The sequence below is a fragment of the Streptomyces sp. NPDC090798 genome (assembly GCF_044768965.1).
GTDB lineage: Bacteria > Actinomycetota > Actinomycetes > Streptomycetales > Streptomycetaceae > Streptomyces.
Map to the genome: position 1 here is coordinate 210,983 of NZ_JBIVXA010000007.1, position 25,860 is coordinate 236,842.

25 protein-coding genes are annotated in these 25,860 nt (G+C 70.0%); 16 read left to right on the forward strand and 9 right to left on the reverse strand.

Going from position 1 to position 25,860, the window contains the following annotated elements; all coding sequences use genetic code 11:
• Positions 1–48: 48 nt before the first annotated feature.
• Positions 49–1,107 carry an ABC transporter permease gene (locus ACIQTP_RS17710; RefSeq protein ID WP_403400793.1) on the forward strand — a complete coding sequence of 353 codons (1,059 nt, stop codon included), beginning with the start codon at positions 49–51 and terminating at the stop codon, positions 1,105–1,107.
• A gap of 49 nt (positions 1,108–1,156) precedes the next feature.
• Here ACIQTP_RS17710 and ACIQTP_RS17715 read toward each other — a convergent pair whose 3' ends face one another.
• From ACIQTP_RS17715 to ACIQTP_RS17725, 3 genes are all read right to left on the reverse strand, one after another.
• Complete coding sequence (locus tag ACIQTP_RS17715; protein ID WP_403400795.1) at positions 1,157–1,525, reverse strand: hypothetical protein; 369 nt, start codon at positions 1,523–1,525, stop codon at positions 1,157–1,159.
• Positions 1,526–1,703: 178 nt separating this feature from the next.
• A complete protein-coding gene (locus tag ACIQTP_RS17720; protein WP_403400797.1) occupies positions 1,704–2,375 on the reverse strand; it encodes a DUF305 domain-containing protein in 672 nt (223 codons plus the stop codon).
• A 92-nt stretch (positions 2,376–2,467) separates the two neighbouring features.
• Positions 2,468–2,920 carry a DUF6153 family protein gene (locus ACIQTP_RS17725; RefSeq protein WP_403400799.1) on the reverse strand — a complete coding sequence of 151 codons (453 nt, stop codon included), beginning with the start codon at positions 2,918–2,920 and terminating at the stop codon, positions 2,468–2,470.
• A 305-nt stretch (positions 2,921–3,225) separates the two neighbouring features.
• On the opposite strand from ACIQTP_RS17725, the gene ACIQTP_RS17730 reads away from it, so the two are divergent.
• The 8 genes from ACIQTP_RS17730 to ACIQTP_RS17765 all read left to right on the forward strand — a co-directional run bounded on the left by ACIQTP_RS17730 (position 3,226) and on the right by ACIQTP_RS17765 (position 14,395).
• On the forward strand, positions 3,226–5,808 hold the full coding sequence (locus ACIQTP_RS17730; RefSeq protein WP_403400801.1) for an ATP-binding protein: 2,583 nt from the start codon (positions 3,226–3,228) through the stop codon (positions 5,806–5,808).
• Between the two features lie 84 nt (positions 5,809–5,892).
• Entirely contained in the window at positions 5,893–6,630 is a 738-nt protein-coding gene (locus tag ACIQTP_RS17735; protein ID WP_402039988.1) for a DUF4118 domain-containing protein, read from the forward strand.
• A gap of 199 nt (positions 6,631–6,829) precedes the next feature.
• Positions 6,830–8,671, forward strand: a complete 1,842-nt coding sequence (locus ACIQTP_RS17740) for an APC family permease (protein ID WP_403400804.1) — start codon at positions 6,830–6,832, stop codon at positions 8,669–8,671.
• Positions 8,672–9,012: 341 nt separating this feature from the next.
• Positions 9,013–9,102, forward strand: a complete 90-nt coding sequence (gene kdpF, locus ACIQTP_RS17745) for a K(+)-transporting ATPase subunit F (protein ID WP_037659531.1) — start codon at positions 9,013–9,015, stop codon at positions 9,100–9,102.
• A gap of 8 nt (positions 9,103–9,110) precedes the next feature.
• Positions 9,111–10,775 carry a potassium-transporting ATPase subunit KdpA gene (kdpA, locus tag ACIQTP_RS17750; RefSeq protein ID WP_403400806.1) on the forward strand — a complete coding sequence of 555 codons (1,665 nt, stop codon included), beginning with the start codon at positions 9,111–9,113 and terminating at the stop codon, positions 10,773–10,775.
• A 35-nt stretch (positions 10,776–10,810) separates the two neighbouring features.
• Positions 10,811–12,910 carry a potassium-transporting ATPase subunit KdpB gene (gene kdpB, locus ACIQTP_RS17755; RefSeq protein ID WP_403400808.1) on the forward strand — a complete coding sequence of 700 codons (2,100 nt, stop codon included), beginning with the start codon at positions 10,811–10,813 and terminating at the stop codon, positions 12,908–12,910.
• A 6-nt stretch (positions 12,911–12,916) separates the two neighbouring features.
• A complete protein-coding gene (locus ACIQTP_RS17760) occupies positions 12,917–13,585 on the forward strand; it encodes a potassium-transporting ATPase subunit C (protein WP_403400810.1) in 669 nt (222 codons plus the stop codon).
• A gap of 126 nt (positions 13,586–13,711) precedes the next feature.
• Positions 13,712–14,395, forward strand: coding sequence for a response regulator (locus ACIQTP_RS17765; RefSeq protein ID WP_403400812.1), 684 nt, complete (start codon positions 13,712–13,714; stop codon positions 14,393–14,395).
• Here ACIQTP_RS17765 and ACIQTP_RS17770 read toward each other — a convergent pair.
• Positions 14,358–14,597 (reverse strand): hypothetical protein, encoded by a 240-nt coding sequence (locus ACIQTP_RS17770; protein WP_403400814.1) that lies wholly within the window; start codon positions 14,595–14,597, stop codon positions 14,358–14,360. The genes ACIQTP_RS17765 and ACIQTP_RS17770 overlap by 38 nt on opposite strands.
• Positions 14,598–14,774: 177 nt before the next feature.
• Here ACIQTP_RS17770 and ACIQTP_RS17775 point away from each other — a divergent pair, with 177 nt between their 5' ends.
• Entirely contained in the window at positions 14,775–16,268 is a 1,494-nt protein-coding gene (locus tag ACIQTP_RS17775) for a flavin-containing monooxygenase (protein WP_403400816.1), read from the forward strand.
• Positions 16,269–16,594: 326 nt separating this feature from the next.
• Here ACIQTP_RS17775 and ACIQTP_RS17780 read toward each other — a convergent pair whose 3' ends face one another.
• The gene (locus ACIQTP_RS17780; protein ID WP_403400818.1) at positions 16,595–17,074 is read right to left on the reverse strand and encodes a winged helix-turn-helix transcriptional regulator; all 480 of its coding nucleotides are present in this window, start codon (positions 17,072–17,074) and stop codon (positions 16,595–16,597) included.
• 90 nt (positions 17,075–17,164) lie between these two features.
• Here ACIQTP_RS17780 and ACIQTP_RS17785 point away from each other — a divergent pair, with 90 nt between their 5' ends.
• The 3 genes from ACIQTP_RS17785 to lpdA all read left to right on the forward strand — a co-directional run bounded on the left by ACIQTP_RS17785 (position 17,165) and on the right by lpdA (position 19,794).
• Positions 17,165–17,650, forward strand: coding sequence for a PaaI family thioesterase (locus ACIQTP_RS17785; protein ID WP_403400820.1), 486 nt, complete (start codon positions 17,165–17,167; stop codon positions 17,648–17,650).
• A gap of 45 nt (positions 17,651–17,695) precedes the next feature.
• The gene (locus ACIQTP_RS17790; protein ID WP_403400822.1) at positions 17,696–18,319 is read left to right on the forward strand and encodes an isochorismatase family cysteine hydrolase; all 624 of its coding nucleotides are present in this window, start codon (positions 17,696–17,698) and stop codon (positions 18,317–18,319) included.
• 71 nt (positions 18,320–18,390) lie between these two features.
• The gene (lpdA, locus tag ACIQTP_RS17795) at positions 18,391–19,794 is read left to right on the forward strand and encodes a dihydrolipoyl dehydrogenase (RefSeq protein WP_402040014.1); all 1,404 of its coding nucleotides are present in this window, start codon (positions 18,391–18,393) and stop codon (positions 19,792–19,794) included.
• 234 nt (positions 19,795–20,028) lie between these two features.
• On the opposite strand, the gene ACIQTP_RS17800 is transcribed toward lpdA, so the two are convergent.
• Positions 20,029–21,045: a zinc-binding dehydrogenase gene (locus ACIQTP_RS17800; RefSeq protein ID WP_403400824.1), complete on the reverse strand. Its 1,017-nt coding sequence runs from the start codon at positions 21,043–21,045 to the stop codon at positions 20,029–20,031.
• Between the two features lie 149 nt (positions 21,046–21,194).
• Here ACIQTP_RS17800 and ACIQTP_RS17805 point away from each other — a divergent pair, with 149 nt between their 5' ends.
• Positions 21,195–21,659 (forward strand): HIT family protein, encoded by a 465-nt coding sequence (locus ACIQTP_RS17805; protein WP_403400826.1) that lies wholly within the window; start codon positions 21,195–21,197, stop codon positions 21,657–21,659.
• Positions 21,660–21,712: 53 nt separating this feature from the next.
• On the opposite strand, the gene ACIQTP_RS17810 is transcribed toward ACIQTP_RS17805, so the two are convergent.
• Entirely contained in the window at positions 21,713–22,885 is a 1,173-nt protein-coding gene (locus ACIQTP_RS17810) for an acyl-CoA dehydrogenase family protein (RefSeq protein ID WP_402040026.1), read from the reverse strand.
• Between the two features lie 75 nt (positions 22,886–22,960).
• Here ACIQTP_RS17810 and ACIQTP_RS17815 point away from each other — a divergent pair, with 75 nt between their 5' ends.
• Positions 22,961–24,127, forward strand: coding sequence for a CaiB/BaiF CoA transferase family protein (locus tag ACIQTP_RS17815; protein ID WP_403400828.1), 1,167 nt, complete (start codon positions 22,961–22,963; stop codon positions 24,125–24,127).
• On the opposite strand, the gene ACIQTP_RS17820 is transcribed toward ACIQTP_RS17815, so the two are convergent.
• Entirely contained in the window at positions 24,102–24,674 is a 573-nt protein-coding gene (locus tag ACIQTP_RS17820) for a TetR/AcrR family transcriptional regulator (protein WP_402040032.1), read from the reverse strand. The two genes, ACIQTP_RS17815 and ACIQTP_RS17820, sit on opposite strands and share 26 nt — an antisense overlap.
• 69 nt (positions 24,675–24,743) lie before the next feature.
• On the opposite strand from ACIQTP_RS17820, the gene ACIQTP_RS17825 reads away from it, so the two are divergent.
• On the forward strand, positions 24,744–24,893 hold the full coding sequence (locus ACIQTP_RS17825) for an aldehyde dehydrogenase family protein (protein WP_403400830.1): 150 nt from the start codon (positions 24,744–24,746) through the stop codon (positions 24,891–24,893).
• Between the two features lie 63 nt (positions 24,894–24,956).
• On the opposite strand, the gene ACIQTP_RS17830 is transcribed toward ACIQTP_RS17825, so the two are convergent.
• Complete coding sequence (locus ACIQTP_RS17830) at positions 24,957–25,859, reverse strand: sugar phosphate isomerase/epimerase family protein (RefSeq protein WP_403400832.1); 903 nt, start codon at positions 25,857–25,859, stop codon at positions 24,957–24,959.
• Position 25,860: the final 1 nt, after the last annotated feature.

Sequence of the window (25,860 nt, forward strand, 5' to 3'; positions counted from 1 at the left end):
GTACAACAGGTTATCAGTTCGCTTCTATCTTCGAGGATCCTGCCTCCGATGTCCCAGCACGCCTCCACCCGACAGCACCACAAGCCCGCCCTGGACGTGGCCCATCCGCCGCCGCGCCCCGGGACTCCGCGCGCCGTCCTGGTGCCCGTGGCGGTCGTCCTGCTGATCGGCACCGTGTTCGTCAGCGTCTACCTCGCCGCCTTCCACGCGCCCCGCCCCCATGAGCTGCGGGTGGGCACCACGGAGATCGGCACCCATCAGGCCCAACTGCGCCAGGACCTCGCACGCGCCGTCCCGGACGGCTTCACCCTGGAGACCTACCCCGACGAATCCGCCGCCCGGCGCGCCGTCCAGGACCGGTCCGTCTACGCGGCCTACCTCGGCAAGGGGGATCTGCTGTACGGCAGTGCCAACGGAGCCGCCGTCACCGCCACCGTGACCACCGCGTTCGGCTCCGTGGCCCGCGCGGAACACCACCGCCTCTCCGTCGAGGACGTCGCCCCGGCGTCAGCGGGGGACACCCGGGGGCTGTCCGTCTTCTACGCGGCCTTCGGCCTGGTACTGGCCGGATACCTCTTCGGTATGACGACCTACCAGCTCGCCCCCCGCCTCCAGTACCGCTGGCGGATGGCCAGCCTGGCCCTGTTCGGCGTGGCCGGCGGCGTCCTGGTCGCCGTCATCGCCGGCGGCACCGGCTTCGGCGCACTGCCCGGCCCCTTCCTGCCCCTCGCCCTCGTCGTCGCGCTGATGGGCGCCGCGGTCGGCGCCACGACCATGGTGCTGCTGCGCCTGTTCGGCTCCGCAGGCGTCAGTCTCGCCTCGATCCTCCTGCTGATCCTCGGCAACAGCAGCAGCGGCGGCATCATGCCCGCCGCGTACCTCCCCGCATGGCTGCGCCCGCTGTCCGGGATCCTGCCCGTCGGGGTCGGCGTCCGCGCCATGCAGGGGCTCTCCCGCTTCCAGGACGACGGCCTGACCCGCGCCCTGGTGATCCTCCCGCTGTGGGTGCTGGGTGCCGCCGCCGTGCTCTACCTCAAGGACGTCTTCCGCCGCGAGACCCCGAGCCGCGTGCGGGACACGGTCGAGCCCCAGCCCGCGGCGGCCTGACACCGGACGCGATGAGCCTGCCCGACAGGGCCTGGGAAGAGCGCGTCCCTCACGACGTCCACGCCCACAGCCTGGTGGCTCGCGAGCTCGCCGGGGCGATGTCGTTGCGGAGGTCGCCCGTGCGTACGCCTTCGGCCGCCAAGTCCCTGATCATGCCGTGGAGTTGTTGCCGTGCCTCGCTGACGTGCCGGTCTTTGTGCAGGAAGGCCGCGACTTCGGTGTCGCGGTGCCCACGTGAGGCGTGGGAGACCGGGGCGAACGCCTCCAGTACGGCCTCGGGACGCCCGACGGGTTCGTCGGCCTGGCCCCGGACTTCGGCCAGTTGGTCGAGGTGTTCGCCGATCTGCCGTGCGTGCCGGGCGAGCAGGACCGTCTCGACGTCCGGAAAGTACTTGCACGGCGCCGCCCGGACCCGCATCGCCTCCACATGATCCGGCCGCTGGTCACGGCGTGGTGGAGCAACCGTGTGGTGGAGCAACGGCGTGGTGGAGCAGGACGTGCCCGGCCTCGACGGCGGTGAGCGCCTGGGCCGGGCGTGACCGCCCGGGCGCCCACGTCGGCCGAGGGAGCCCGGAACGGTCAACGGGTACCGCGGATCAGAGCCGGTCGAGCATGCTCCGGAGTTGCTTGACCTCGGCGGACTGGCCCGTGGCGATGGCGTCGGCCATCTTCCTGGCGTCGGCGTTCCGGCCGCTCTTCTGCTCGGTCTTCGCCATGGCGATCGCGCCGTTGTGGTGGTCGATCATCATCTGGGCGAACATCTTGTCGAACTCCTTGCCCCGCATGGCCTTGAGTTCCTTCATGTCCTTGTCGGACATCATGCCGTCGCCGCCCATGCCCATCCCGGGCATGTCCCCCGTCACGGTGGGCTTGCCCCAGGACCTGAGCCAGCCCGTCATGGTCTTGATCTCGGGGCCCTGAGCCTTCTCGATCTTCGCGGCCAGGTCCTTGATCTCCGCGTCGGAAGCGCGGCCGTCGACCAGCTCGGCCATCTCCACGGCCTGCTCGTGGTGGGGGATCATCATCTGCGCGAACGTGATGTCCGCCTGGCCGACGTCACCGGCCTGGTCGGCCGTCGTCGCGGTCGCGGTCGCCGAGCTCTTGCTGCCGCCGTGGTCCATGCCGCTCATGCCGCTCGCGCCGTCGCCGTCGCCGCCGCAGGCGGAGAGCATCAGGGCCCCGGCGGCTACGACGCCGGCGGCCGCGACACGGCGGACGGGCTTGCGGTGGAGGTGCTTGCCGCGGAAGGCGCGGGTGAAGGCAGTCATCGTGAACTCACCTCGTGTGTTGGTTCTGGCTGTGTGGGCGTACGCGTCGTCGCGGGAGCGCGCGTGGTGCGCGTCCGCGAGGGCGGTTCGGCCTACAGCCGCAGGACCGACAACTGGATGAGATCAGGGCCGCGGGGTGGAGGATTGGGCCGCAGCATGACGGGCGCCTCGGCGAGGAGCTTCGCCAGCCAGTCCGGACGGCGGGCGAGGGCCGTCCTCAGCAGCGCGGTCAGCACCCACGCGCCGAACATCACCGCCACGCACAGCGAGAGCATGTCCATCGCCATGGCCGGCTTGTCCTTGGACGCCGGGTGCGTGGAGTGCGCGCCGCCGCCCCGCTCCGGTGACGCCGGAGCCCCCATGGGGTCGTGGGCGGCCGCCTCGGTGGGCATCGCCGAGACATGGGACGCGGGGCTCATGCCGTCGCCGGACGACTGGCCGGGGTGTCCCACGGCGTGCATGACGAACACGCCGAGCGCGAGAACGACGACGAGCAGCAGGTGCCCGTAGGCCCCTCCCGCTCGTACGTATCGGTTCACGTGCACGCCGGCCGTCTCCGTTCGTGATCGCTCCGGACTGGCTCTCCGACTGTAGCGAACGGGAGGCGAACCGCGCCGTCGTGGGGGCCGGGTTCCGGTCCCCTTCCTGAACAGCTCAGTCCTTCACTCTGCCGGGCCAGGGCACGTCAAGGCGGTGTCAACGTCCACGTGACCGGCGCCAAGGATGCGTCAAGGGCTGTGCCGGACGACTCGCCGAAGGGCTTCGGTGGGGGGAAGTACCCCTTCCCGTCGGAGAGTTGATCTTCAGAGAGCGGAGCGCGTCGGCTGCGATGAATGACGGACCGACCGAGATGAGTGATGTGCGGACCGGCGGGGGTGAGGCACGGACCGCCGCGGGTGGCGTACGGCCCGGTCGGCTGAAGGTCTACCTGGGGGCGGCCCCGGGAGTCGGAAAGACCTACCGCATGCTCGACGAGGCGCGCCGCCGGGCGGCCCGCGGCGCCGACGTGGTGGTGGCGTTCGTGGAGTGCCACGGGCGCCCGGGCACGGAGGCGATGCTCGACGGCCTGGAGGTCGTACCGCGCGCCCTCTGCGCCCATCGCGGCGGGGCGTTCGAGGAGATGGACCTCGCCGCGGTCCTCGAGCGCCGGCCGCAGGTCGCGATCGTCGACGAGTTCGCGCACACCAATGTCCCCGGGGCCGGCCGCAACGCCAAACGCCGGCAGGACATCGAGGAACTGCTCGCCGCCGGGATCGACGTCATCACGGCCCTGAACATCCAGCACCTGGAGTCCCTCAGCGACGTCGTCGAGAAGATCACGCGGATGCCGCAGCGCGAGACGGTGCCCGACGAGGTGGTACGACGAGCCCAGCAGATCGAGTTCGTCGACATCCCGCAGGAAGGACTGCGACGCCGGATGGCGCACGGCAACATCTACGCTCCCGAGAAGATCGACGCGGCCCTGGCCGACTACTTCCGGCTCGGCAATCTGACCGCGCTGCGCCAACTGGCCCTGCTGTGGGTGGCCGACCGGGTGGACGAGGCGCTCCAGTCGTACCGCATTGAGCACGGTATCGGCGGGGTGTGGGAGACGAGGGAGCGGGTGGTCGTGGCCCTCACCGGCGGGCCCGAGGGGGACACCCTCATCAGGCGGGCCGCCCGGATCGCCGACCGGTCGGCGGGCGGTGACCTGCTCGCCGTGCATGTGACCCGCAGCGACGGTCTCGCCGCGGGTGCCTCGCACGCCTCACTCGCCCGGCAGCGGCGGCTGGTCGAGGACCTGGGCGGAAGCTACCACTCGGTCGTCGGCGACCACGTGCCGACCGCCCTCGTCGACTTCGCCCGCGCCGAGAACGCCACCCAACTCGTCCTCGGCACCAGCCGCCGGGGCCGCGTCGAGCGCTTCGTCACCGGCCGCGGCACGGGCGACACGGTGGTCGAACTCTCCTCGGACATCGACGTCCACATCGTCACGCACGAGCGCGCCGGACGCGGCACGCTGCTGCCCTCGCGGCGGCGCACCCTGTCGCCCGCGCGCCGGGTCGCGGGCCCGGTCGCCGGGCTGCTGCTGCCCGTGGCGCTCACCTTCCTGCTCGATCTCGACTGGGCCCGGGACCGGCTCAACCTCACCAGTGAGGCACTGCTGTTCCTGCTCACCGTGGTGGGTGTGGCCTGCATAGGCGGGGTCGTCTCGGCGGTGATCGCCTCGGTGACGGCGTCGCTGCTGCTCAACTACTGGTTCATTCCGCCCGTCGGGCAGTTCACGCTCGACGATCCCAACGCGCTGCTGGCCCTGGCGGTGTTCGCGGCGGTCGCCGCCGTGGTCGCCGGCGTCGTCGACCGCTCCCTGCGCCTGTCGCGGCGCTCGGCCCGCGCCACCGCCGAGGCCGAGACCATGTCCTCGCTCGCCGGCAGCATCGTGCGGGGCGGCGCCACGATCCCGGCGCTGGTGGAACGCACGCGCGAGACCTTCGGCATGGACTCGGCGGAACTGGTCGACGAGCCGCCCGGAGACGACGGCGCGACGGTCGTGCCCGCGGGCCCCGGCGCCTTCCTCGTCCTTCGCGGGCGCCCCCTGCCCTCCTCCGAGCGGCGCGTGCTCGCCGCCTTCGCCGCCCATGTGGGATCGGCCGTCGAACGGGCCAGGCTCGCTGAGGCCGCCGCCGAGGTCGAACCGGTCAGGGCCGCCGACCGGATGCGTACGGCGCTGCTGCGGGCGGTCGGCCACGACCTGCGCACGCCTCTCGCGGCGGGCTGGGCCGCGGTCTCCTCGCTGCGCAGCCGGGACGTCGACTTCTCCGACGAGGACCGGGACGAACTCCTCGCGACCGCGGACGAGTCCATGGCCAAGCTCAACCGCCTGGTCGAGAACCTCCTCGACCTCAGCCGCCTCCAGGCGGGCGTGCTCACGCTGAACCTGCGGGCCACCACACTGGAGGAAGTCCTTCCGGCGGCGCTCGCGGACACCCCCGAGGTGGCGGTCGGGGACCTGGAGGAGATCCCGGCCGTGCTGGCCGATCCGCCGCTCCTGGAACGCGTGATCGCCAACCTCGTCGGCAACGCGGCCCGCCACAGCCCGCCGGACCGCAAGGTGCTGCTGACCGCGAGCACGCACGCGGGCCGCGTCGAAGTCCGTGTCGTCGACCGCGGCCCCGGCCTGCCGCGGTCCCCCAAGGTCTCGGCTCCGCTCGAGCAGGGCGGTACCCCCGTCCGCGACCGGCTCTTCGAGCCCTTCCAGCGTCTGGGCGACACCGACAACACCACCGGCCTCGGCCTTGGCCTGGCCCTGTCCCGGGGGCTGACCGAGGCGATGGACGGCACCCTCACCCCGGAGGACACTCCCGGCGGCGGTCTGACGATGGTGCTGTCGCTGCCCTTCGCCGAGCGGGTGGATCTTCCCAGTGATACGCAGAGCGTAGGAGGCGGCGCATGAGCAGGGGGACCGATGAGTCGTGGAAGCGGCGTACGAGGGCTCGGGCCCGAGGGCGCCGTGGCAACCGCAGGAGGTGACGGTGTGATGACCGGCTATTCGCTCCGGGACCGGCTCGCCCTGGTGGCGGGCCTGGTGGGCCCCTTCCTGGTGGCGCTCGTCCTCGTGCCCTTCCGTACGGATCTGTCGCGTACGAACGCGGCGCTGATCCTGGTCGTGGTGGTGGTCGCGGTCGCCGCCCTCGGCAGCCGTACGGCGGGCGCGCTCGCGGCGCTGTCCGCGGCGGCCTGGTTCGACTTCTTCCTCACCCGCCCGTACGAGACGTTCGACATCCATGCCTCGGCCGACATCGAGACGGCGGTGCTGTTGCTCGTCGTCGGCGTGATCGTGTCCCAGCTCGCGGCCCGGGCCCGCCGCCTGGAGGTCATCACGGTCACGGACGCCGGCTATCTCGCCCGCATCCACGAGACCGCCGAGCTCGCCCAGTCCGCCAAGTCCTCCGACACCGTGGTCGACCACGTCCGCGGCCAGCTCACCGAGCTGCTCGGCCTGCGCGGCTGCCGCTACGAGTACGGCACCCTGCTGGGGCAGCCGCCCCGGCTCGAGCAGGACGGAAACGTCACGGTCGGGCACCGGCGCTGGGACGTCGACGCCGGCGGCTGGCCGGGCGGCGAGATCGAACTGCGCACCTACGGCAACGGCCACTACCTGGGCCGCTTCATGCTCACCCCCGGCCCGGGCCCCGTACCGCCGCTCCAGGCCCGGCTGGTGGCGGTCACCCTCGCCGACCAGACGGGCGCGGCCCTCGACACGGCCGGGCGGTAGGTACCCGCAGGGGCACTGTGCCCAGCGGGGCAGGAGCCGTGCGGGGCGCACGGCCGTCAAGGTCCCGTCAAGGTCCGGTGCTTCGACGCGAAGAAGGCGCAAGGAAGGGTCGAAGGCAGTCGGGGACGGACAGAACCTGGGCGCACCCGCGCATCGCCTCCCCGCGTGCGCGGGCCACCGCGTAAGGAGCCCGTATTCCATGTCTGTCCTGACCATCGAGCCGGGGGCGACCCCCGCCGACGAGGAGCCGCCGGATACCGGCGAGCGCCATCGCCTCACCGCCCTCACGGGTCTGGCCGCCCTGTCGCTCGACGCGATGGCCTCGGTGGCGTACGGGCCCGAGGCCATCGTCCTGGTGCTGGCCTCGGCGGGCGCGCACGGCCTCGGCTTCACACTGCCGGTGACGCTGGCCATCGCGGGCCTGCTGGCGGTGCTCGTGGCCTCGTACCGGCAGGTGATCGCCGCGTTCCCGGACGGCGGCGGGTCGTACGCCGTCGCCAGGACCCACCTGGGCGCCCGTACGAGCCTGGTGGCGGCGGCCTCGCTCGTCCTGGACTACGTGCTCAATGTGGCGGTCGCCGTCACCGCCGGGGTGGCCGCCCTGACCTCGGCGTTCCCTGAGCTGTACGCCGACCGGCTGTGGCTGTGTCTGGCCGTGCTGGTGCTGATCACGGGCGTGAATCTGCGCGGCATCGTGGAGTCGGCGCGCGCGTTCATCGTGCCGACGGCGGTCTTCGTCGTGTCGATCCTGGTGTTGATCGCCGTCGGTCTCTTCCGGTCCGCGCCCGTCAGCACCGCGGCCGCGGCCGGGCACGCCTCCGTCCTCGCCGACAACGCCACCACCGTCGGCGCGCTGCTCCTGCTGAAGGCCTTTGCCTCGGGGTGCAGTGCGCTCACCGGGGTCGAGGCGCTGGCCAACGCCGTCCCGTCCTTCCGCGTCCCGCGCGTGCGCCGGGCCCAGCGGGCGGAGGTGGCCCTGGGGGCCGTCCTCGGGGTGATGCTGATCGGCCTGTCGGTCCTCATCTCGCGCTTCCACCTCCAGCCGGTGGCGGGCGTCACCGTCCTCGCCCAGCTCGCCGACGCCTCGCTCGGCCACAACTGGGCCTTCTTCGTCATCCAGTTCGCCACGATGATCCTGCTGGCGCTCTCCGCGAACACCTCCTTCGGCGGCCTGCCCGTGCTGCTGAAGCTGCTCGCCCGTGACAACTACCTCCCGCACGTCTTCGCCCTGAAGGCCGACCGGCAGGTGCACCGTCATGGTGTGCTCGCGCTGGCCCTGGTCTCAGCGGCCCTGCTCGTCTTCTCCGGCGGCGACACCAACACCCTGGTGCCGCTCTTCGCCATCGGCGTCTTCATCGGCTTCACGATCGCGCAGGTCGGAATGGTCCGGCACTGGCGTGGTGAGCGGGGGAGGGGGTGGCGGGGCAAGGCCTGGCTGAACGGTTTCGGCGCCGTGCTCACCGGCGTCTCGGCGGTCGTGGTGACGGCGACCAAGTTCGAGGAGGGCGCATGGCTGATAGTGATCGCCGTGCCGCTGCTGGTGGCCGCCTTCGAGACGGTGCACCGGGCGTACGCGCGGATCGGTGAGCGGCTGGGCCTCGGGCGGATCCCCGAGCCGCCGCACCGCGACCGTTCGCTGGTGATCGTTCCGGTGTCGAACCTGTCCCGACTGACCGTGGAGGCGCTGAACGCCGCCGCCTCCCTCGGCGACGAGGTACGCGCCGTCACGGTGTGCCACCCGGACGCCGAGGACCGCGCCCACACCCATGCGCTGGCCCGCGACTGGGCACAGTGGGACCCCGGAGTACCGCTCGTCCAGCTCACCTCCGAGCGCCGCACCCTGGGGCGCCCGATCGCCGAGTACGTGGGCGAGACGGCCGCCGCGGAGCCCGGCACCCGGGTCACCGTGCTGATCCCCGAGGTCGAGCCGGACCGGCTGTGGCAGCGGCTGCTCCAGAACCAGCGGGGCGCGGTCGTCGCCCACGCGGTGCGCCGCGACACGGACGCGGTGATCTGCCGGCTGCGGTTCCGCATCTTCTGACGCCCTGCTGCGACGTCGTGCTCCGACGCCCTGCCCCGGGTACGCGCCCTGATGGCCCGCATCTCGCCGATGCGGGCCATTGGCGTACCCGGCCGGACGGCGGCGGGACCCGTCGCCGCACGTGGAGCGGTCGGCCGTAAGGGTTCCGTCAAAGGCCGACCGGCCGCCGTATGGGAGGTGTCAACGGCGGCCAGATCCGGCCATCGAGGCGGTTACCTCTAACCGTCCGCTTCATTTCTGAACCTCATCTAGGAGTTCGCGATGGCCGATCTGGCCTTCGTCGTCACCACGATCGCGGTGTTCGCGCTGGTGGCCCTCGTCGCCAAGGGGGTGACGAAGCTGTGACCGCCGAGAACATTGTCGGCCTGATCGTGGCCGTCGCCCTGCTGGGCTATCTCGTCCTCGCCCTGATCTTCCCGGAGAGGTTCTGAGGGTACCCATGAGTCCCGTTCTTGCCGGCGTGCTCCAGCTGCTCGCGCTCATAGCGGCACTGGCCCTCGCCTACGTCCCCCTTGGCGACTACATGGCCAAGGTCTACTCCTCCGACAAGCACTGGCGTGTGGAGAAGTGGATCTACAAGGGCATCGGCGCCAATCCGAACACGGAGATGCGCTGGCCCGCGTACCTGCGCGGCGTTCTCGCCTTCTCCGCCGTCGGCGTCCTCTTCCTCTACCTGCTGCAGCGCCTCCAGGGCCATCTGCCCGGCTCGCTCGGCTTTGCCGCGATCGACCCGGACCAGGCGTTCAACACCGCCGCGTCGTTCGTGTCGAACACCAACTGGCAGTCGTACTACGGCGAGCAGTCCATGGGCCACGTCGTGCAGACCGGCGGCCTGGCGGTGCAGAACTTCGTCTCGGCCGCGGTCGGCATCGCCGTCGCCGTGGCGCTCGTACGCGGCTTCTCGCGCTCCCGCACCGGTGAGCTCGGCAACTTCTGGGCCGACCTGGTGCGCGGCACGATCCGCATCCTGCTGCCGCTCTCGGTCGTCGCCGCGATCATCCTGGTCGCCTGCGGCGCGATCCAGAACTTCTCCGGGATCCACTCGGTGGGCCAGTTCATGGGCGGCTCGCAGCAGTGGAACGGCGGTGCGGTCGCCTCGCAGGAGGCCATCAAGGAGATCGGCACCAACGGTGGCGGTTACTTCAACGCCAATTCCGCCCACCCCTTCGAGAACCCCACCCCGTTCTCGAACCTCTTCGAGATCTTCCTGCTGCTGGTCATCCCGTTCGCGCTGACCCGCACCTTCGGCCGCATGGTCGGCAGCCTGAAGCAGGGCTACGCGATCCTCGCCACAATGGCCACGATCTGGCTCGGCTTCATCGCCCTGATGATGTGGACCGAGTTCGCCCACCACGGTCCCGCGTTCCAGATCGCGGGCGGCGCGATGGAAGGCAAGGAGAACCGCTTCGGTGTCGGCGCCTCGTCGATCTTCGCGGTGTCGACCACCCTGACCTCGACGGGTGCGGTGGACTCCTTCCACTCCTCGTTCACCGGCCTCGGCGGCGGTATCACCATCCTGGGCATGCAGCTGGGTGAGATCGCACCCGGTGGTACCGGCTCCGGTCTCTACGGCATGCTGATCATGGCGATCATCGCGGTGTTCATCGCCGGTCTGATGGTCGGCCGCACCCCCGAGTACCTGGGCAAGAAGATCGGCACCCGCGAGATCAAGTTCGCGGCCTGCTACATCCTCATCACCCCGGCGCTGGTGCTCGTCTTCACCGCCGCGGCGATGGCCCTGCCGACTCCGGGCCACTCCATGACCAACAGCGGGGCGCACGGCTTCTCCGAGATCCTGTACGCCTACTCCTCCGGCGCCAACAACAACGGCTCGGCCTTCGCGGGCCTGAACGCCGACACGCAGTGGTTCAACAGCACGATCGGCATCGCGATGCTGCTCGGCCGCTTCCTGCCGATGGTGTTTGTGCTGGCGCTGGCCGGTTCGCTCGCCGAGCAGAAGCCGGTCCCGGCCACCGCGGGCACCCTGCGCACCGAAAAGCCGCTGTTCACCGGCCTGTTGGTGGGCGCCATCCTGATCATCACCGGTCTGACCTACTTCCCGGCGCTCGCGCTGGGTCCGCTGGCCGAGGGGTTGGCGTCATGACCACTCGCACAGATTCGCCTTCAGAAGAGGACTCGATGTCCACAGCCACTCCGACCCGGGCGCCGCACAGCGATGTGCCGACCGGCCACAAGACTGACGAAAGCCGTGTCGGCGCGGGTCTGTTCGACCCGAAGCAGCTGCTGAAGTCACTGCCGGACGCCTTCCGCAAACTCGACCCGCGGGTGATGATCAAGTCGCCCGTCATGTTCGTGGTGCTGGTCGGGTCGGTCCTGACGACGATCTTCTCCTTCAAGGACCCGGGTGACTGGTTCGGCTGGGCGATCAGCGCCTGGCTGTGGCTGACCGTGATCTTCGCCAACCTGGCGGAGGCGGTGGCCGAGGGCCGCGGCAAGGCACAGGCGGACACCCTGCGCAAGGCCAAGACGGACACGATCGCCCGGCGTCTGACCGGCTCCACCGAAGAACAGGTCCCCGGCACCGAACTGCGCGTCGGCGACCTGGTCGTCTGCGAGGCGGGCGACATCATCCCCGGCGACGGTGACGTCGTCGAGGGTGTGGCCTCCGTCGACGAGTCGGCCATCACCGGTGAGTCGGCCCCGGTCATCCGCGAGTCCGGCGGCGACCGCAGCGCCGTCACCGGCGGTACGAAGGTGCTCTCCGACCGGATCGTCATCAAGATCACGACGAAGCCCGGCGAGACCTTCATCGACCGGATGATCGCCCTGGTCGAGGGCGCGGCCCGGCAGAAGACGCCGAACGAGATCGCGCTGAACATCCTGCTCGCGTCGCTCACGATCGTCTTCCTGCTCGCGTGCGCCACGCTGCCGCCGTTCGCGGACTACGCGGGCACGCACCTCACGATGGTCGTCCTGGTGGCCCTTCTGGTCTGCCTGATCCCGACGACGATCGGCGCGCTGCTCTCGGCGATCGGCATCGCGGGCATGGACCGGCTGGTGCAGAGGAACGTCCTGGCCATGTCCGGAAGGGCAGTTGAGGCCGCGGGTGACGTCTCCACGCTGCTGCTGGACAAGACCGGCACCATCACCCTCGGAAACCGTCAGGCCTCCGAGTTCGTGCCGGTGTCCGGCACCACCGATGCCGAGGTGGCCGACGCCGCCCAGCTGTCGTCGCTGGCCGACGAGACGCCCGAGGGCCGCTCCATCGTCGTACTGGCGAAGGAGAAGTACGGGCTGCGCGAGCGGCACCAGGGCGAGTTGTCCGGGGCCGAATGGAGCGCCTTCACCGCCCAGACCCGGATGTCGGGTGTGGACGTCGACGGACGCAAGATCCGCAAGGGCGCGGCCGGTTCGGTCATCGCCTGGGTCAAGGAGCGGGGCGGCGAGGTGTCCGCCGACGCCGACACTCTCGCCAACCGGATCTCCGAAGCGGGCGGTACGCCGCTGCTGGTGGCCGTCGAGGACACCGACGGCGCGCGCATCCTCGGGGTCATCCACCTGAAGGACGTCGTCAAGGAGGGCATGCGCGAGCGGTTCGACGAGCTGCGCCGGATGGGCATCAAGACCATCATGATCACGGGTGACAACCCGCTGACGGCCAAGGCGATCGCGGACGAGGCCGGCGTCGACGACTTCCTCGCGGAGGCGACTCCCGAGGACAAGATGGCGCTCATCAAGCGCGAGCAGGCGGGCGGCAAGCTCGTCGCGATGACCGGTGACGGCACGAACGACGCCCCCGCGCTGGCGCAGGCGGACGTGGGCGTGGCGATGAACACGGGTACGTCGGCCGCCAAGGAGGCCGGCAACATGGTCGACCTCGACTCGAACCCGACCAAGCTCATCGAGATCGTCGAGATCGGCAAGCAACTCCTCATCACCCGGGGCGCGTTGACGACGTTCTCCATCGCCAACGACGTCGCGAAGTACTTCGCGATCATCCCGGCGCTGTTCGCGGCGGTCTACCCGGGCCTGGACAAGCTGAACATCATGCACCTGTCCTCGCCCGACTCGGCGATCCTGTCGGCGGTCATCTTCAACGCGCTGATCATCATCGCGCTGGTGCCGCTCGCCCTGCGGGGTGTGCAGTACCGGCCGGTGAGCGCCGACAAGATGCTGCGGCGCAACCTCGGGATCTACGGCATCGGCGGCCTGATCGCCCCCTTCATCGGCATCAAGATCATCGACCTGCTCATCTCCCTCATCCCCGGAATCGGCTGATCGGCTATGAACAACTCGGTTACGAACACTGCCCGGTTGCTCTGGGCGGGCCTGCGTGCGCTCCTCGTGCTCACCGTGGTGACGGGCGTCCTCTACCCGCTCGCCATCACCGGGGTCGCCCAGGGCCTGTTCTCCGACAAGGCGAACGGCTCGGAGATCAAGGCGAACGGCAAGGTCGTCGGCTCCTCGCTGATCGGCCAGTCCTACAACCTGCCGCTGAAGAAGGGCCAGGAGACCCCGGACGCCGACCTGAAGTGGTTCCAGGGCCGCCCCGCCAACGGGCTGGGCGTCAACTCGGTCAATACGCAGTACAAGCTGATCCTGTCGGGCGCCACCAACCGTTCGGGTGACAACGCCGACCTGATCAAGTGGGTCAAGGACGCCAAGGCCGCCGTCATCAAGGACAACTCGGTGAACGGCTACACGGTCAAGCCCTCCGACGTGCCCGCCGACGCGGTCACCTCGTCCGGCTCGGGCCTGGACCCGGACATCTCCCCGAAGTACGCCGACATCCAGGTGCACCGGATCGCGGAGAAGAACAACCTGCCCGTCGCCCAGGTGCAGAAGCTGGTCGACGAGCACACCGACGGCCGCACCCTCGGTTTCATGGGCGAGCCCCGCGTCAACGTCCTGGAGCTCAACATCGCGCTCAAGGGACTCGTGGCGAAGAGCTGATGGGCTTAGGCGCACCGCGCGGGAGTTGGCGGACGGGGGGAACGGACCCCGGTTCGTCAACTCCCGTGTTCTCGGAGCCGGTTCCACGGGTTCCGGCCCGCCGTACAACAGGAAGGGCGCACACTGATGACCCGGGTACTGGTGGTGGAGGACGACCCTCAGCTCGTCCGGGCCCTCGTGATCAACCTGCAGGCCCGGCAGTACGGAGTGGACCCGGCCCCCGACGGCACCACCGCACTGCGCATCGCCGCCGCCCGGCAGCCCGACGTGGTCGTGCTCGACCTCGGTCTGCCCGACATGGACGGCACGGACGTCATCAAGGCCCTGCGGGGCTGGACCCGCGTACCGATCCTCGTACTGTCCGCCCGCCGGGCCTCCGACGAGAAGGTCGCGGCCCTGGACGCGGGCGCCGACGACTACATCACCAAGCCGTTCAGCATGGACGAACTCCTTGCCCGGCTGCGCGCCGCCGTCCGCCGCACGGACGACGTTCCGCCGGCCCCCGAGACGACGCTCGTCATGACGGACGGCTTCACCATCGACCTGCTCGCCAAGAAGGCCACCCGCGCCGGACACGACGTACGCCTCACACCGACCGAGTGGCATCTGCTGGAGATCCTGGTCACCAACCCCGGCCGGCTCATCACCCAGAAGCACCTGCTGGCGGAGGTGTGGGGAGTCAGTCAGAGCAACAAGACCAACTACCTGCGGGTCTACATGGCCCAGCTCCGCCGCAAGCTGGAAGCGGACCCCGCCCACCCCCGCTATCTGATCACCGAGCCGGGCATGGGATACCGCTTCGAGAGCTGAGGCGTACGGGCGCGCCGGGGTCGCGCACGGTCTCCGACGCCCAGAACGCCAGGTGGGCGTGGTTGATCCGCCGTGTGGCGGCGCGCAGGGCGGGGTCCTGCGCGATGGCTCGCATGGTCACCGCCGCCAAGGTCGCCTCGTCGATCTCGTCGAGCCACTCCTGCAGACTGTTGAGTGCGAGCTGTGCACCCTGCCGAAGCAAATCGCACGTCCGTTCGGATGGGTGCTGCCAGGTCATGTCCGCGCGCTAGCCCGCGGTGGTGCGCGATGCACTGTCCTTTTCCGATGAAGGTGCGAACCGCCACACCGTACTGGCTGATATGTGAGGTCATCATCGAGGCACCACCCAGCGAACGCCTCATCAACGGAGTCCCCGCACATGACCCGTCAGAGTGAGCACATCGACGTGCTGATCATCGGCGCCGGCATCTCCGGCATCGGCGCCGCCCACCACCTCCAGACCGAGCGGCCCGGCAGCAGTTACGCGATCCTGGAGGCCCGCGGTGTCTCCGGCGGCACGTGGGCACTGTTCCGCTATCCGGGTATCCGGTCGGACTCCGACCTGCACACCTTCGGCTACGCCTTCAAGCCGTGGCGCAACGACAAGTCGATCGCCACCGCCGATCTGATCCTCGACTACCTGCGGGAGACCGCGGGGGAGAGCGGTATCGAACAGCACATCCGCTACCACCACAGGGTACGCGGCGCGGCATGGTCCACCGCGGAGGCCCGCTGGACGGTGGAGATCGAGCGCGCCGACACCGGAGAGACGGTGTCGATGACCGCGAACTGGCTGTTCTGCGCCGGTGGTTACTACCGCTACGACGAAGGGTTCACCCCCCGGTTCGAGGGCCGGGAGCGGTTCGCCGGACAGATCGTGCACCCGCAGCACTGGCCGGAGGACCTGGACTGCGCGGGCCGGAAGGTCGTGGTGATCGGCAGCGGAGCGACGGCCGTCACGCTGATCCCGGCGCTGGCCGACACCGCCGGCCACGTCACGATGCTGCAGCGTTCACCCACCTACATCCTTCCGGTCGCGTCGCAGGACGTGATCGCGAACACACTGCGCAAGGTGTTGCCGGCCGGCCTCGCCTACCGGCTCACCCGGCGCAAGAACATCGCCATGCAGCGCCTCATCTGGCGGACCTCGCGACGCCACCCACGGGTCGTGCGACGTCTCATCCGCGCCGTGAACATCAGGCAACTGCCGGCCGGTTATCCCGTGGACGAGCACTTCAACCCGTCCTACGACCCCTGGGACCAGCGGCTGTGCGCGGTCCCCGACGCGGACCTGTTCAAGGCGCTCAACAACGGAACGGCCTCGGTCGTCACCGACCGGATCGCGACGTTCACCGAGACCGGCATCCGGCTCGAGTCCGGTCATGAGCTCGACGCCGACATCATCGTCACCGCCACCGGATTGAACGTGCAGCTGTTCGGCGGGATGGCGCTCTCGGTGGACGGTGAACCCGTCGACTTCGCCGACAAGGTGGCCTTCAAGGGCATGATGCTGAGCGGCGTACCGAACTTCGCCTTCGCGATCGGCTACACGAACTCCTCGTGGACGCTCAAGGTGGGCCTGCTGTGCGAGCACTTCACCCGGCTGCTCGGGCACATGGACGCAACCGGCGCCGACATCTGCTGCCCCGAGCTCCCCGACCCGGCCATGCCGACCCGTCCGCTGCTCGACTTCGGCGCCGGCTACGTCAAGCGGTCCCTTCACGAGCTGCCGCGTCAAGGGCTCGCCCATCCCTGGCTCATGTCGATGAACTACCACTCCGACGTCAAACTGCTGCGCGGCGGCCCTGTCGAGGACGACAACCTGCACTTCACCTCCGTCGCGCACCATGCGAAGGCCCATACGTCGGCCTGAGCGACGACCGCTTTCCTCTCGCCGGACGCGACATCACCCCGTGCCACCGGACGCAGGGCGACGACCGACGGCTGCGCCGGCCGGTACTCCTTCGTCACCCGTTCCGACAGCCGTGACGCCGACCGGGCCACGAGGACCGCGGCGTCGCCGCCGGGCACGCTGTGTCAGGCGTCGGCCCGTCCGCGGTCCGACGCGTACGGCCTCGGCGACGGCCTGGTCCAGGACACCACCGGCCCGCTCGATCACCTCGGTGTGGCGGTCGCCGTCGTGACCGGCGCGGACTCGGCGACCGGGGCCGATCCCGCATGCGCGCGCTGCCCCTCGGCCTAACGAGCGGTGAGGTCCAACGGCTTCGCCGACGGGCCGGGGCGGGTGCGTGCCTCCGGCGGGACGAGGGCACCGTGTCCCGCGGAGCAGACGACCACGGCCTCGACCGGCGCGCCGCAGTCGGCGTGCGTGACCTCAAGGGGCGGCCCCTCGGGATCGGCGGCATGGCGGTCTCCCCACTGCTTGAGGGCGATCATCGCCGGCCACAGCTCCCAGCCCTTGCGGGTGAGCCGGTACTCGTGGCGGGTGCGGCTGCCGGCCTCGTTGTAGGGGACCGTGTGCAGGATCCCGGCCGCGACGAGCTTCCGCAGCCGGTCCGCGAGCACGCTCTCGGACAGCCCGACGTGCCGTCGGAAGTCGTCGAAGCGCCGTACGCCGTTCATGGCATCCCGCAGGACCAGCAGCGACCACTTCTCGCCCACCAGGTCGAGAGTCCGCTGGACCGTGCAGTTCTCGGTGCTTGTCTCCAGCCATGTCATGCGGCCCATCGTAGGCTGGCTTCGACGTTGACATCCAGACCTCGTCCTGGCTAGCTTCGAATTCCACATCCAGATCATCCAGGGAGCGACATGGGCAGGTCACGCACGTACGACTGGGAGGACCCCGCCGTCTCCGCCGCCGCCGTCGGGCAGTACAGCGGTCTCGACTTCCTCCGCGAGGTGCAGGCCGGACGGCTCCCCGCCGCGCCGATCGCGGCGACCCTCGGGATGACCTTCGAAGAGGTCGAGCACGGCCGGGTCGTCTTCGCCCTCGTCCCGGGCGAGGAGCACTACAACCCGATCGGAAGCGTCCACGGCGGTGTGTACGCCACCCTGCTCGATTCGGCGGCGGGCTGCGCGGTGCAGTCGGTCCTGCCGCAGGGGATGGGGTATACCTCACTCGACCTGAATGTGAAGTTCTTGCGCCCGGTCACCGTGGACACCGGCAAGGTCCGTGCCGTGGGCACCGTCCTCAACAGTGGACGTCGTACCGCCCTCGCGCAGGCCGAGCTCTTCGACTCCGGGGACCGGCTGCTGGCGCACACCACCAGCAGCTGTCTGCTGTTCCCCGTCTGACCGGCGCGCTCGCACAGGAGTGCGACGTACTGAAAGCAGGCAGCTATGACGGTGTACGACTACGACCGGCGCCGGACGGGGGTTCTGCTGGTCGATCCGCTGAACGACTTCCTCGCCGACGAGGGCAAGCTCTGGCCGCGCATCGCGGAGGTCGCGCGGGAAGTCGACCTGCGGGCCCATCTGTCCGCATTGGTGTCCACCGCTCGCGAGGCCGACGTGCCGGTGTTCTATGTTCCGCATCACCGCTGGACACCGGGGTTGTACGACTCCTTTTCCCACCCGAACCCGTCACAACGCTCCGTGGACAAGCATCAGCTCTTCGCCCAGGACGCGTTCGGCGGGGACTGGTACCCGCCCCTGCGGCCCGAGCCCTCGGACACGGTGGTCGCACAGCACTGGGCCCAGAGCGGGTTCGCCAACACCGACCTGGAGATGCGCCTCCGTCAGCGCGGCGTGGACCATGTGATCGTCATCGGACTGCTCGCGAACACCTGCATCGAGACCACGGCCAAGTACGCGATGGAACTCGGATTCCATGTGTCGCTGGTGACGGACGCCACCGCGGCTTTCTCGAGCGAACTCATGAGGGCCGCCCATGAATTGAACGGTCCGACCTACGCGCATGTGATCACAGACACGAAAAGTGTCGTAGCGGCACTCAAGACATAAGGTCACAGGGTCAGATGGTGCAGAGGATGTTGGACCGGCTCTGAGCCGGGCTTCACCGGAAGGATCCACTCATGGACGAGCGCTTCGACGTGGTCGTACTCGGAGCAGGACCGGGCGGCTATGTCGCCGCCATCCGCGCCGCGCAACTGGGCAAGCGGGTCGCGGTCGTCGAGGAGCGGTACTGGGGTGGTGTCTGTCTGAATGTCGGCTGCATCCCCACGAAGGCGCTGCTGAGGAACGCCGAGCTGGCGCACATCTTCACGCGGGAGGCGAAGACGTTCGGCATCAAGGTCGACGGCGAGGTCTCCTTCGACTACGGCGAGGCGTTCCGGCGCAGCCGCCGGGTCGCGGACGGCCGTGTCAAGGGTGTCCACTTCCTGATGAAGAAGAACGCGATCACCGAGATCGACGGCCGCGGCACCTTCCTCGACGCCCATACGCTTCAGGTGGCCCTCGCCGACGGCACCACGAAGACGGTCGGATTCGACGACTGCATCATCGCCACCGGCGCCACCCCGAAGTTGCTGCCCGGCACCCGGCGCAGCGACCGTGTCGTCACCTATGAGGAGCAGATCCTCACCGAGGACCTGCCGCGCTCCATCGTGATCGCGGGCGCCGGGGCCATCGGCATCGAGTTCGCGTACGTCCTGCACAACTACGGTGTGAAGGTGACGGTCGTCGAGTTCCTGGACCGGGTCGCCCCGCTGGAGGACGCGGACGTCTCCGCCGAACTCGCCAAGCAGTACCGGAAGCTGGGCATCGACGTGCTCACCTCGACGCGTGTCGAGTCGATCGACGAGTCGGGCCCGCAGGTGCGTGTGACGGTCACCGGCAAGGACGGCGCGCAGAAGGTGCTGGAGGCCGACAAGGTCCTCCAGGCGATCGGCTTCGCGCCGAACGTCACCGGGTACGGCCTGGAGGCCACGGGTGTACGGGTCACCGAGCGCGGCGCGATCGACGTCGACGGCCGCTGCCGTACGTCCGTACCGCACATCTACGCGATCGGGGATGTGACCGCGAAGCTGATGCTCGCCCACAACGCCGAGTCCATGGGGATCATCGCGGCCGAGACGATCGCGGACGCGGAGACCATGGAGCTGGACTATGTGATGATCCCGCGTGCCACGTACTGCCAGCCGCAGATCGCCAGTTTCGGCTACACCGAGGCGCAGGCGAAGGAGCGGGGCCACGACGTCAAGGTCGCCAAGTTCCCCTTCACGGCCAACGGCAAGTCGCACGGCCTGGGTGACACGGTCGGCTTCGTGAAGCTGATCAGCGACGCCAAGTACGGCGAGCTCCTCGGTGGCCATCTGATCGGTCCTGACGTGACGGAACTGCTGCCGGAGCTGACGTTGGCGCAGCAGTGGGACCTGACCGTGCACGAGGTCGCCCGCAATGTCCACGCACACCCGACCCTGGGTGAAGCGGTGAAGGAAGCCGTGCACGGCCTGGCCGGACATATGATCAACTTCTGAGGCCGTACGAAGCGCTGGAGCACTGCTGGAGCACTGGCTGTGCGAGGAGGTCGTCCACCACGGCGACCTGGACGACCTCACTCACCGCATGCTCGAGCTCGACCCGCGGTTCAGGGCAGTGCTCCGGGCGGCCTCGCCGGGTGGTTGGCTCCGTCCACGGTCAGGTCGACCACGCAGGCGATGCTGCATACCCCCGCGCCCCCGGTCCGCTTGTCCGCGACGTGAACGGCACCCTCAGGGGCGCAGCACCAGGCGGATCGGATCGCCCTTCTTGTGCTCCAGCCGTTCGACGGCTTCGGCCGCCTGCTCCAGGGGCAGTACGTCCGAGATGGAGCGGGAGAAGTCCAGCCGCCCGTTCTCGGTGAGGTGGATGAGTTGCGCCACCGCGTTCGCGCCGGAGCCGAAGTGGCCCAGGAGCCGTAGCTCGCGGGTACTGAAGGTGGTGCTGTCCGCGATGGTGACCGGCTTTCCGCTCAGCCCGACGAGGACCAGTTTGCCGCCGTTGGCCAGCACGGACAGGGCCTGCTCGCGCACCGGGGTGACGCCGGCGAAGTCGAAGGCGGTCTCGATACCGGTCCCGCGGGTGGCGGCGGCGACCTTGTCCGCCAGACCCGGGTCGGCCGGATCGAGGGCGAGGTCCGCGCCGAAGGCCAGGGCGCGGTCGCGGGCGGCGGGGGAGGGGTCGACGGCGATGATGGGGCAGGCGCCCACCATGCGCAGCAGTTGCACCCCGTGCGCGCCCAGACCGCCGATGCCCCAGACCCCGACCGCCTGGCCGGGGCGGACACCGGCGGTGTCGGTGATGGCGCCCCACGGGGTGGAGACCGCGTCGGGGATGACGGCTCCCTGCTCGAAGGGGATCGAGTCGGGGAGCGGGACCAGGGTGTCGATCCGGGCGAGCGCGAACTCGGCCCAGCCTCCGTCGTAGTCGACACCGCGGGTCCAGCCCCGCCCGTCGCGGTACTCACCGGCCTGGAGGACGACCCGGTCGCCGACCGCCCAGCCGCCCGCGTCCGGACCCGGCTCGGCGACGGTGCCGGCCACCTCGTGGCCCAGGGTCACCGTGTCGCCCCGCAACAGCGCGGGCGCGCCGCGGAGTTCTCCGGAGATCAGGTGGACGTCGGACAGGCACACCCCGGCCGCTTCCACCTTGACCAGGACCTCTCCCGCACCGGGGGTGGGCCGTTGGACGTCCTCGACCCGCAGCTCGTGGGTCGGGAAGTGCAGCCGCACCGCGCGCATGACAGCCATGAAGGCTTCCTCTCTGTACGTGATCCGTGCCGTGACCTGTACCGTGAAGTGTCACCGTGTCCGGTCTGGACGAAGCTTCGGTGGGGCGGCGGTGGTGGGCGGGTGGACGATGCCCGCTGCCGTTGAGGTCCGTTCTACGATCCGGGGGCATGACGACTCCCCTCTGCTTCGCATGCGGCAAGGAAGCGCGGTTCGACGAACTTCCCTCACGCGAACGCGTCGTGTTCGACCAGTACTGGCGGGTGGCTCACAGCTTCAACACCGCGGTACCCGGCTGGCTGGTGCTGCTGCCGCGTCGGCACGTCACGGCCGTCCATGACCTCACCGACGTCGAGGCCGAGGCCCTGGGGGTGTGGCAGGTCAGGCTCTCCAGGGCCCTGCGCGGGGTGACCGGTTGCCTCAAGACCTACGTCGTCCAGTTCGCCGAGTCCGAGGGCTTCGCGCACGTGCACTTCCACATCGTGCCGCGCATGGCGGATCTGCCCGCCGCACACCGTGGGCCGGGCATCTTCGGGCTCCTGGACCGCCCGGAGCCGGAGCGGGTGACCACGCAAGACGCGGACCGTATGGCCCGCGCCCTACGAGCCCGACTTCACGGGCTCCCGCACTCCTAGGCCCTTTCGTCACATTCCCGTCGTCCGCCCGGAGGGCGGACCCTGCCGCGGCACTAGTTCTGGACCCTGAGGGTGCCCCGGTCGCTCTCCCGCAGCGCGCGACCGATGATCAGGCGCTGGATCTGGTTGGTGCCCTCGAAGATCTGCATGACCTTGGCCTCCCGCATATAGCGCTCGACCGGGAAGTCGCGGGTGTAACCGGCGCCTCCGAGGACCTGGACGGCGTCGGTGGTGACCTTCATGGCGTTGTCCGTGGCGATCAGCTTGGCGATGGACGCTTCGCAGGCGAACGGGAGCCCCTGGTCCTTGAGCCGGGCGGCGGCGAGCGTGGTCGCGCGGGAGGCCTGGACCGCCGCGGCCATGTCCGCGAGGACGAAGGCCAGCCCCTGGTGTTCGATGATCGGGCGGCCGAAGGTCTCCCGTTCGCGCGAGTAGCGCAGGGCGTGGTCCAGCGCTCCCTGGGCCAGGCCCGTGGCCACGGCCGCTATGCCCAGTCGTCCGCAGTCCAGTCCGGCGAAGGCGATCTTGAGTCCCTGGCCCTCCTCGCCGATGCGGCGGTCTGCCGGGACGCGCACATCTTCCAGACGGATGGTCGCGGTGGCCGACCCGGTCAGACCCATCTTGTGCTCAGGCGGATCGGCTATCAGGCCAGGGGTGTCGGCCGGGACGAGGAAGCAGGAGATCGCGCCCGAGCCCGCGTCGGACGTACGCGCCATGATCGTGTAGAAGTCCGCGTGCCCACCGTGCGTGGTCCACGCCTTGGCGCCGTTGAGGACGTAGTGGTCGCCGTCCCTGACGGCCCGGGTGCGCATCGCGGCGGGGTCGGAACCGGCGTGGGCCTCGGACAGGCAGTAGGCGCCGAGCAGCTCGCCGCTGAGCATGTCGGGCAGCCACTCCTTCCTCTGCTCCTCGGTGCCGAAGGCGGCGAGGGCGAAGCAGGACAACGCGTGCACCGAGACGCCGACCCCGACGCTGGCCCATACGGCGGCGATCTCCTCGAGGACCTGGAGGTAGACCTCGTAGGGCTGGTCCCCACCGCCGTACTCCTCGGCGTAGGGCAGGCTCAGCAGGCCCGCCCGGCCGAGCGTGCGGAAGACCTCGCGGGGGAACTTCTCCTCGGCCTCCGCCTCGGCGACGCGGGGCGCGAGCTCCTTCTCGGCGAGCTCACGGGTCAGGCCGATCAGGTCGACGGCTTCCGGGGAGGGAAGCGTACGGGTAGCTGGCATGGGATTTCCTCGGTCGCTCCGAAACTAACGATACGGCGAGCGATACAACAGTATCGTTTTTGGTACCGTGATGCCATGCAGTCCAGCGATGGATCCGCCGGTCCCCTCGTCGGCCTGCGCGTCCTCGAACTCGCGGGGCTCGGGCCGGCCCCGCACGCGGCCATGGTGCTGGCCGATCTCGGCGCCGACGTGGTGCGCGTCGAGCGGCCCTGCGGCCGGGCGCTGCGGCTCGGTCCGCAAAGCGCGACCGACATCGTGCGGCGCGGCCGCCGGTCGGTCTTCGCCGATCTCAAGGAGTCCGAGGGACGTGCGTTGGTACGGGCGCTGGCCGCCCGGGCCGATGTGCTGATCGAGGGCCTCCGGCCGGGCGTCGCCGAGCGCCTCGGCGTCGGCCCCGAGGACTGCGGCAGGGAGAATCCGGGGCTCGTCTACGCACGCGTCACCGGCTGGGGTCAGGACGGTCCGCTCGCCCAGGATCCCGGCCACGACCTGAACTACATCGGTCTCACCGGGCTGCTCCACGCGATGGGCCGTGCCGGTGATCCGCCGCCCCCGCCGCTCAATCTGGTGGGAGATTTCGGGGGTGGGTCCATGCTCCTGGTCATCGGCGTCCTGGCCGCGCTCTGGGAGCGCTCACGTTCCGGAGCCGGACAGGTCGTGGACTCCGCCATGCTCGACGGGACCGCCCTGCTGGGCCAGATGACGTACGCGCTGCGCGGCATGGGTGAGTGGTCGGACGAACGGGGCGCCAACCTCCTCGACGGGGGCGCCCCCTTCTACGACACCTACGAGTGCGGCGACGGCAAGTACGTGGCCGTCGCCGCACTCGAACCGCGGTTCTTCGCGGCGCTGCTGGAGGGGCTGGGCATCGCCGGGGCCCACCTGCCCGCCCAGGGCGACCGCGGCGGCTGGCCCGCGCTGCGGGTCCTGTTCGCGCGGCGGTTCGCCTCCCGTACGCGCGACGAGTGGGCCGCGCACTTCGCCGGCACGGACGCGTGCGTCACCCCCGTGCTGACGTTCGCGGAGGCGGGCGCGCACCCGCATGTGGTGGCCCGGAGCACCCTCATCGAGGTCGACGGCATCCTCCAGGCCGCACCCGCCCCGCGCTTCTCGCGCACGCCCAGCCGGCGGCCGTCGGCACCGGGCGCGCCGGGCGCGGACGCCGAGTCGGTGCTGCGGGACTGGGGTGTCGCCTCCCCGGCCGCCACCCCCGCGGTCAGGGCGAGACCGCGTGCACGATGAGCGACGCCAGCTCGGCGTACGCCTCCGCGTCGGTCAGCCCCGTGCGCGCGGACACCTCGCCGCGCTGGATCTCCTGCATGGTGGCGGCGACGACCTCACCCACGAACGCGGCGTGGACGTCACGGAACGCACCGGCGGCGACACCGTCCGCGATCAGCTGTCTGATCCGGCCCGCGGCCAGGCGGGTGTTGGCCTCGTACACCTCGCGGGCCGGTTCGAATCCGGCCATGTCGTCGAGGAAGCGCCGGGACAGCGGCCTCAACTGCTGGGCGACGGCGTTCAGATAGACCACCACGCGCTCCGCGGGCGCGGAGGTGTCCGTCACCTGCTTCTCGACGGCCTCGGCCGCACCACGGAAGTAGTGCTTCACGGCCTCGCGGACCAACTCCTGCTTGCTGCCCGCCAGTTGGTACAACGTCGTCTTCGAGCAGCGCAGCCGCTCGGTCAGCTCGTCGAGCGTGAACGAGGCGAAACCTTCCGCCGCCAGCAGGGCGACCAGCCGTTCGAGCAGGTCGGTCTGGCGCGCTGTGCGACGTGTGGACGGCATGGCCTCAGCGTAGCCGTTCCCCTTTCGAGGGTGACCCGGGAACTCGGCGTAGCCGCTCCGCTCTGGAGGGTGACCCGGAAGCTGGGCGGCAAGAGCTGGACCATCGTTCTCGACGACGACTACGTCAAGCCCACGGTCTTCGCCCGGGTCACGAACGACATGACCGTCGCCCGCGAGGAGATCTTCCCCTGCACGCCCGAGGTGGCCTCATCGGGCTGACGAGGCCGCCTCACGGAGCGGACATCCGGGTGCGGGCGGATGCGCGCGGGAGTGCCGGACGGGTCAGGCGCCGCAGGAGCGCAGGAACTTGCGGGTGCGTACGGCGATCGGGAGCGGCTTGTCCGGCTCGCAGGGGTACATGTCCTGCTCGACGATGGCGAACAGCTCCACGCCCAGCCGCTGGGCGGCCACCAGCACCGGCTCCAGCTCCGGTACGCCGGACGGGGGTTCGCACATCACACCGCGCTGCACGGCGGGACCGAACGGCACCTCGTTCTTGACGACGTCGGCGAGGATCGCCGGGTCGACCTGCTTCAGGTGGAGATAGCCGATGCGCTCGCCGTACGTCTCGATGAGCTTGACGCTGTCGCCGCCGCAGTAGGCGTAGTGCCCGGTGTCCAGGCACAGGTTGACCAGGTCGGAGTCGGTGGAGTCGAGGAAGCGCTCGACGTGGTCCTCGGTGTCGATGTGCGTGTCCGCGTGCGGGTGGACGACGATGTCGAGGCCGTAGGTCTCCTTGACCTCGTGGCCCAGCCGTTCCATGCCCTTGGTCAGGTGGGCCCACTGCTCGGCGGTCAGCTCCGGCGGCTCGATGATCTCGGCGGTCTTGTCGTCGCGCCAGAAGGAGGGGATGACCACCAGATGTTTCGCTCCCATGGCCTGGGTGAGCGCGGCGACCTCGCTGACGTGTTCCCAGGTGGAGTCCCAGACGGACGGTCCCCGGTGCAGCCCGGTGAAGATCGTACCGGCCGACACCTTCAGGTCGCGCTTGGCGATCTCGGCGGTGAGCCGGGCCGGGTCGGTCGGCAGATAGCCGTAGGGGCCGAGTTCGATCCAGGAGTAGCCGGCCTCGGACACCTCGTCCAGGAAGCGTTCCCAGGGCACCTGCTGGGGGTCGTCGGGGAACCAGACGCCCCAGGAGTCCGGTGCGGAGCCGACCCGGATGCGGTCCAGGGGAGCGGTCATG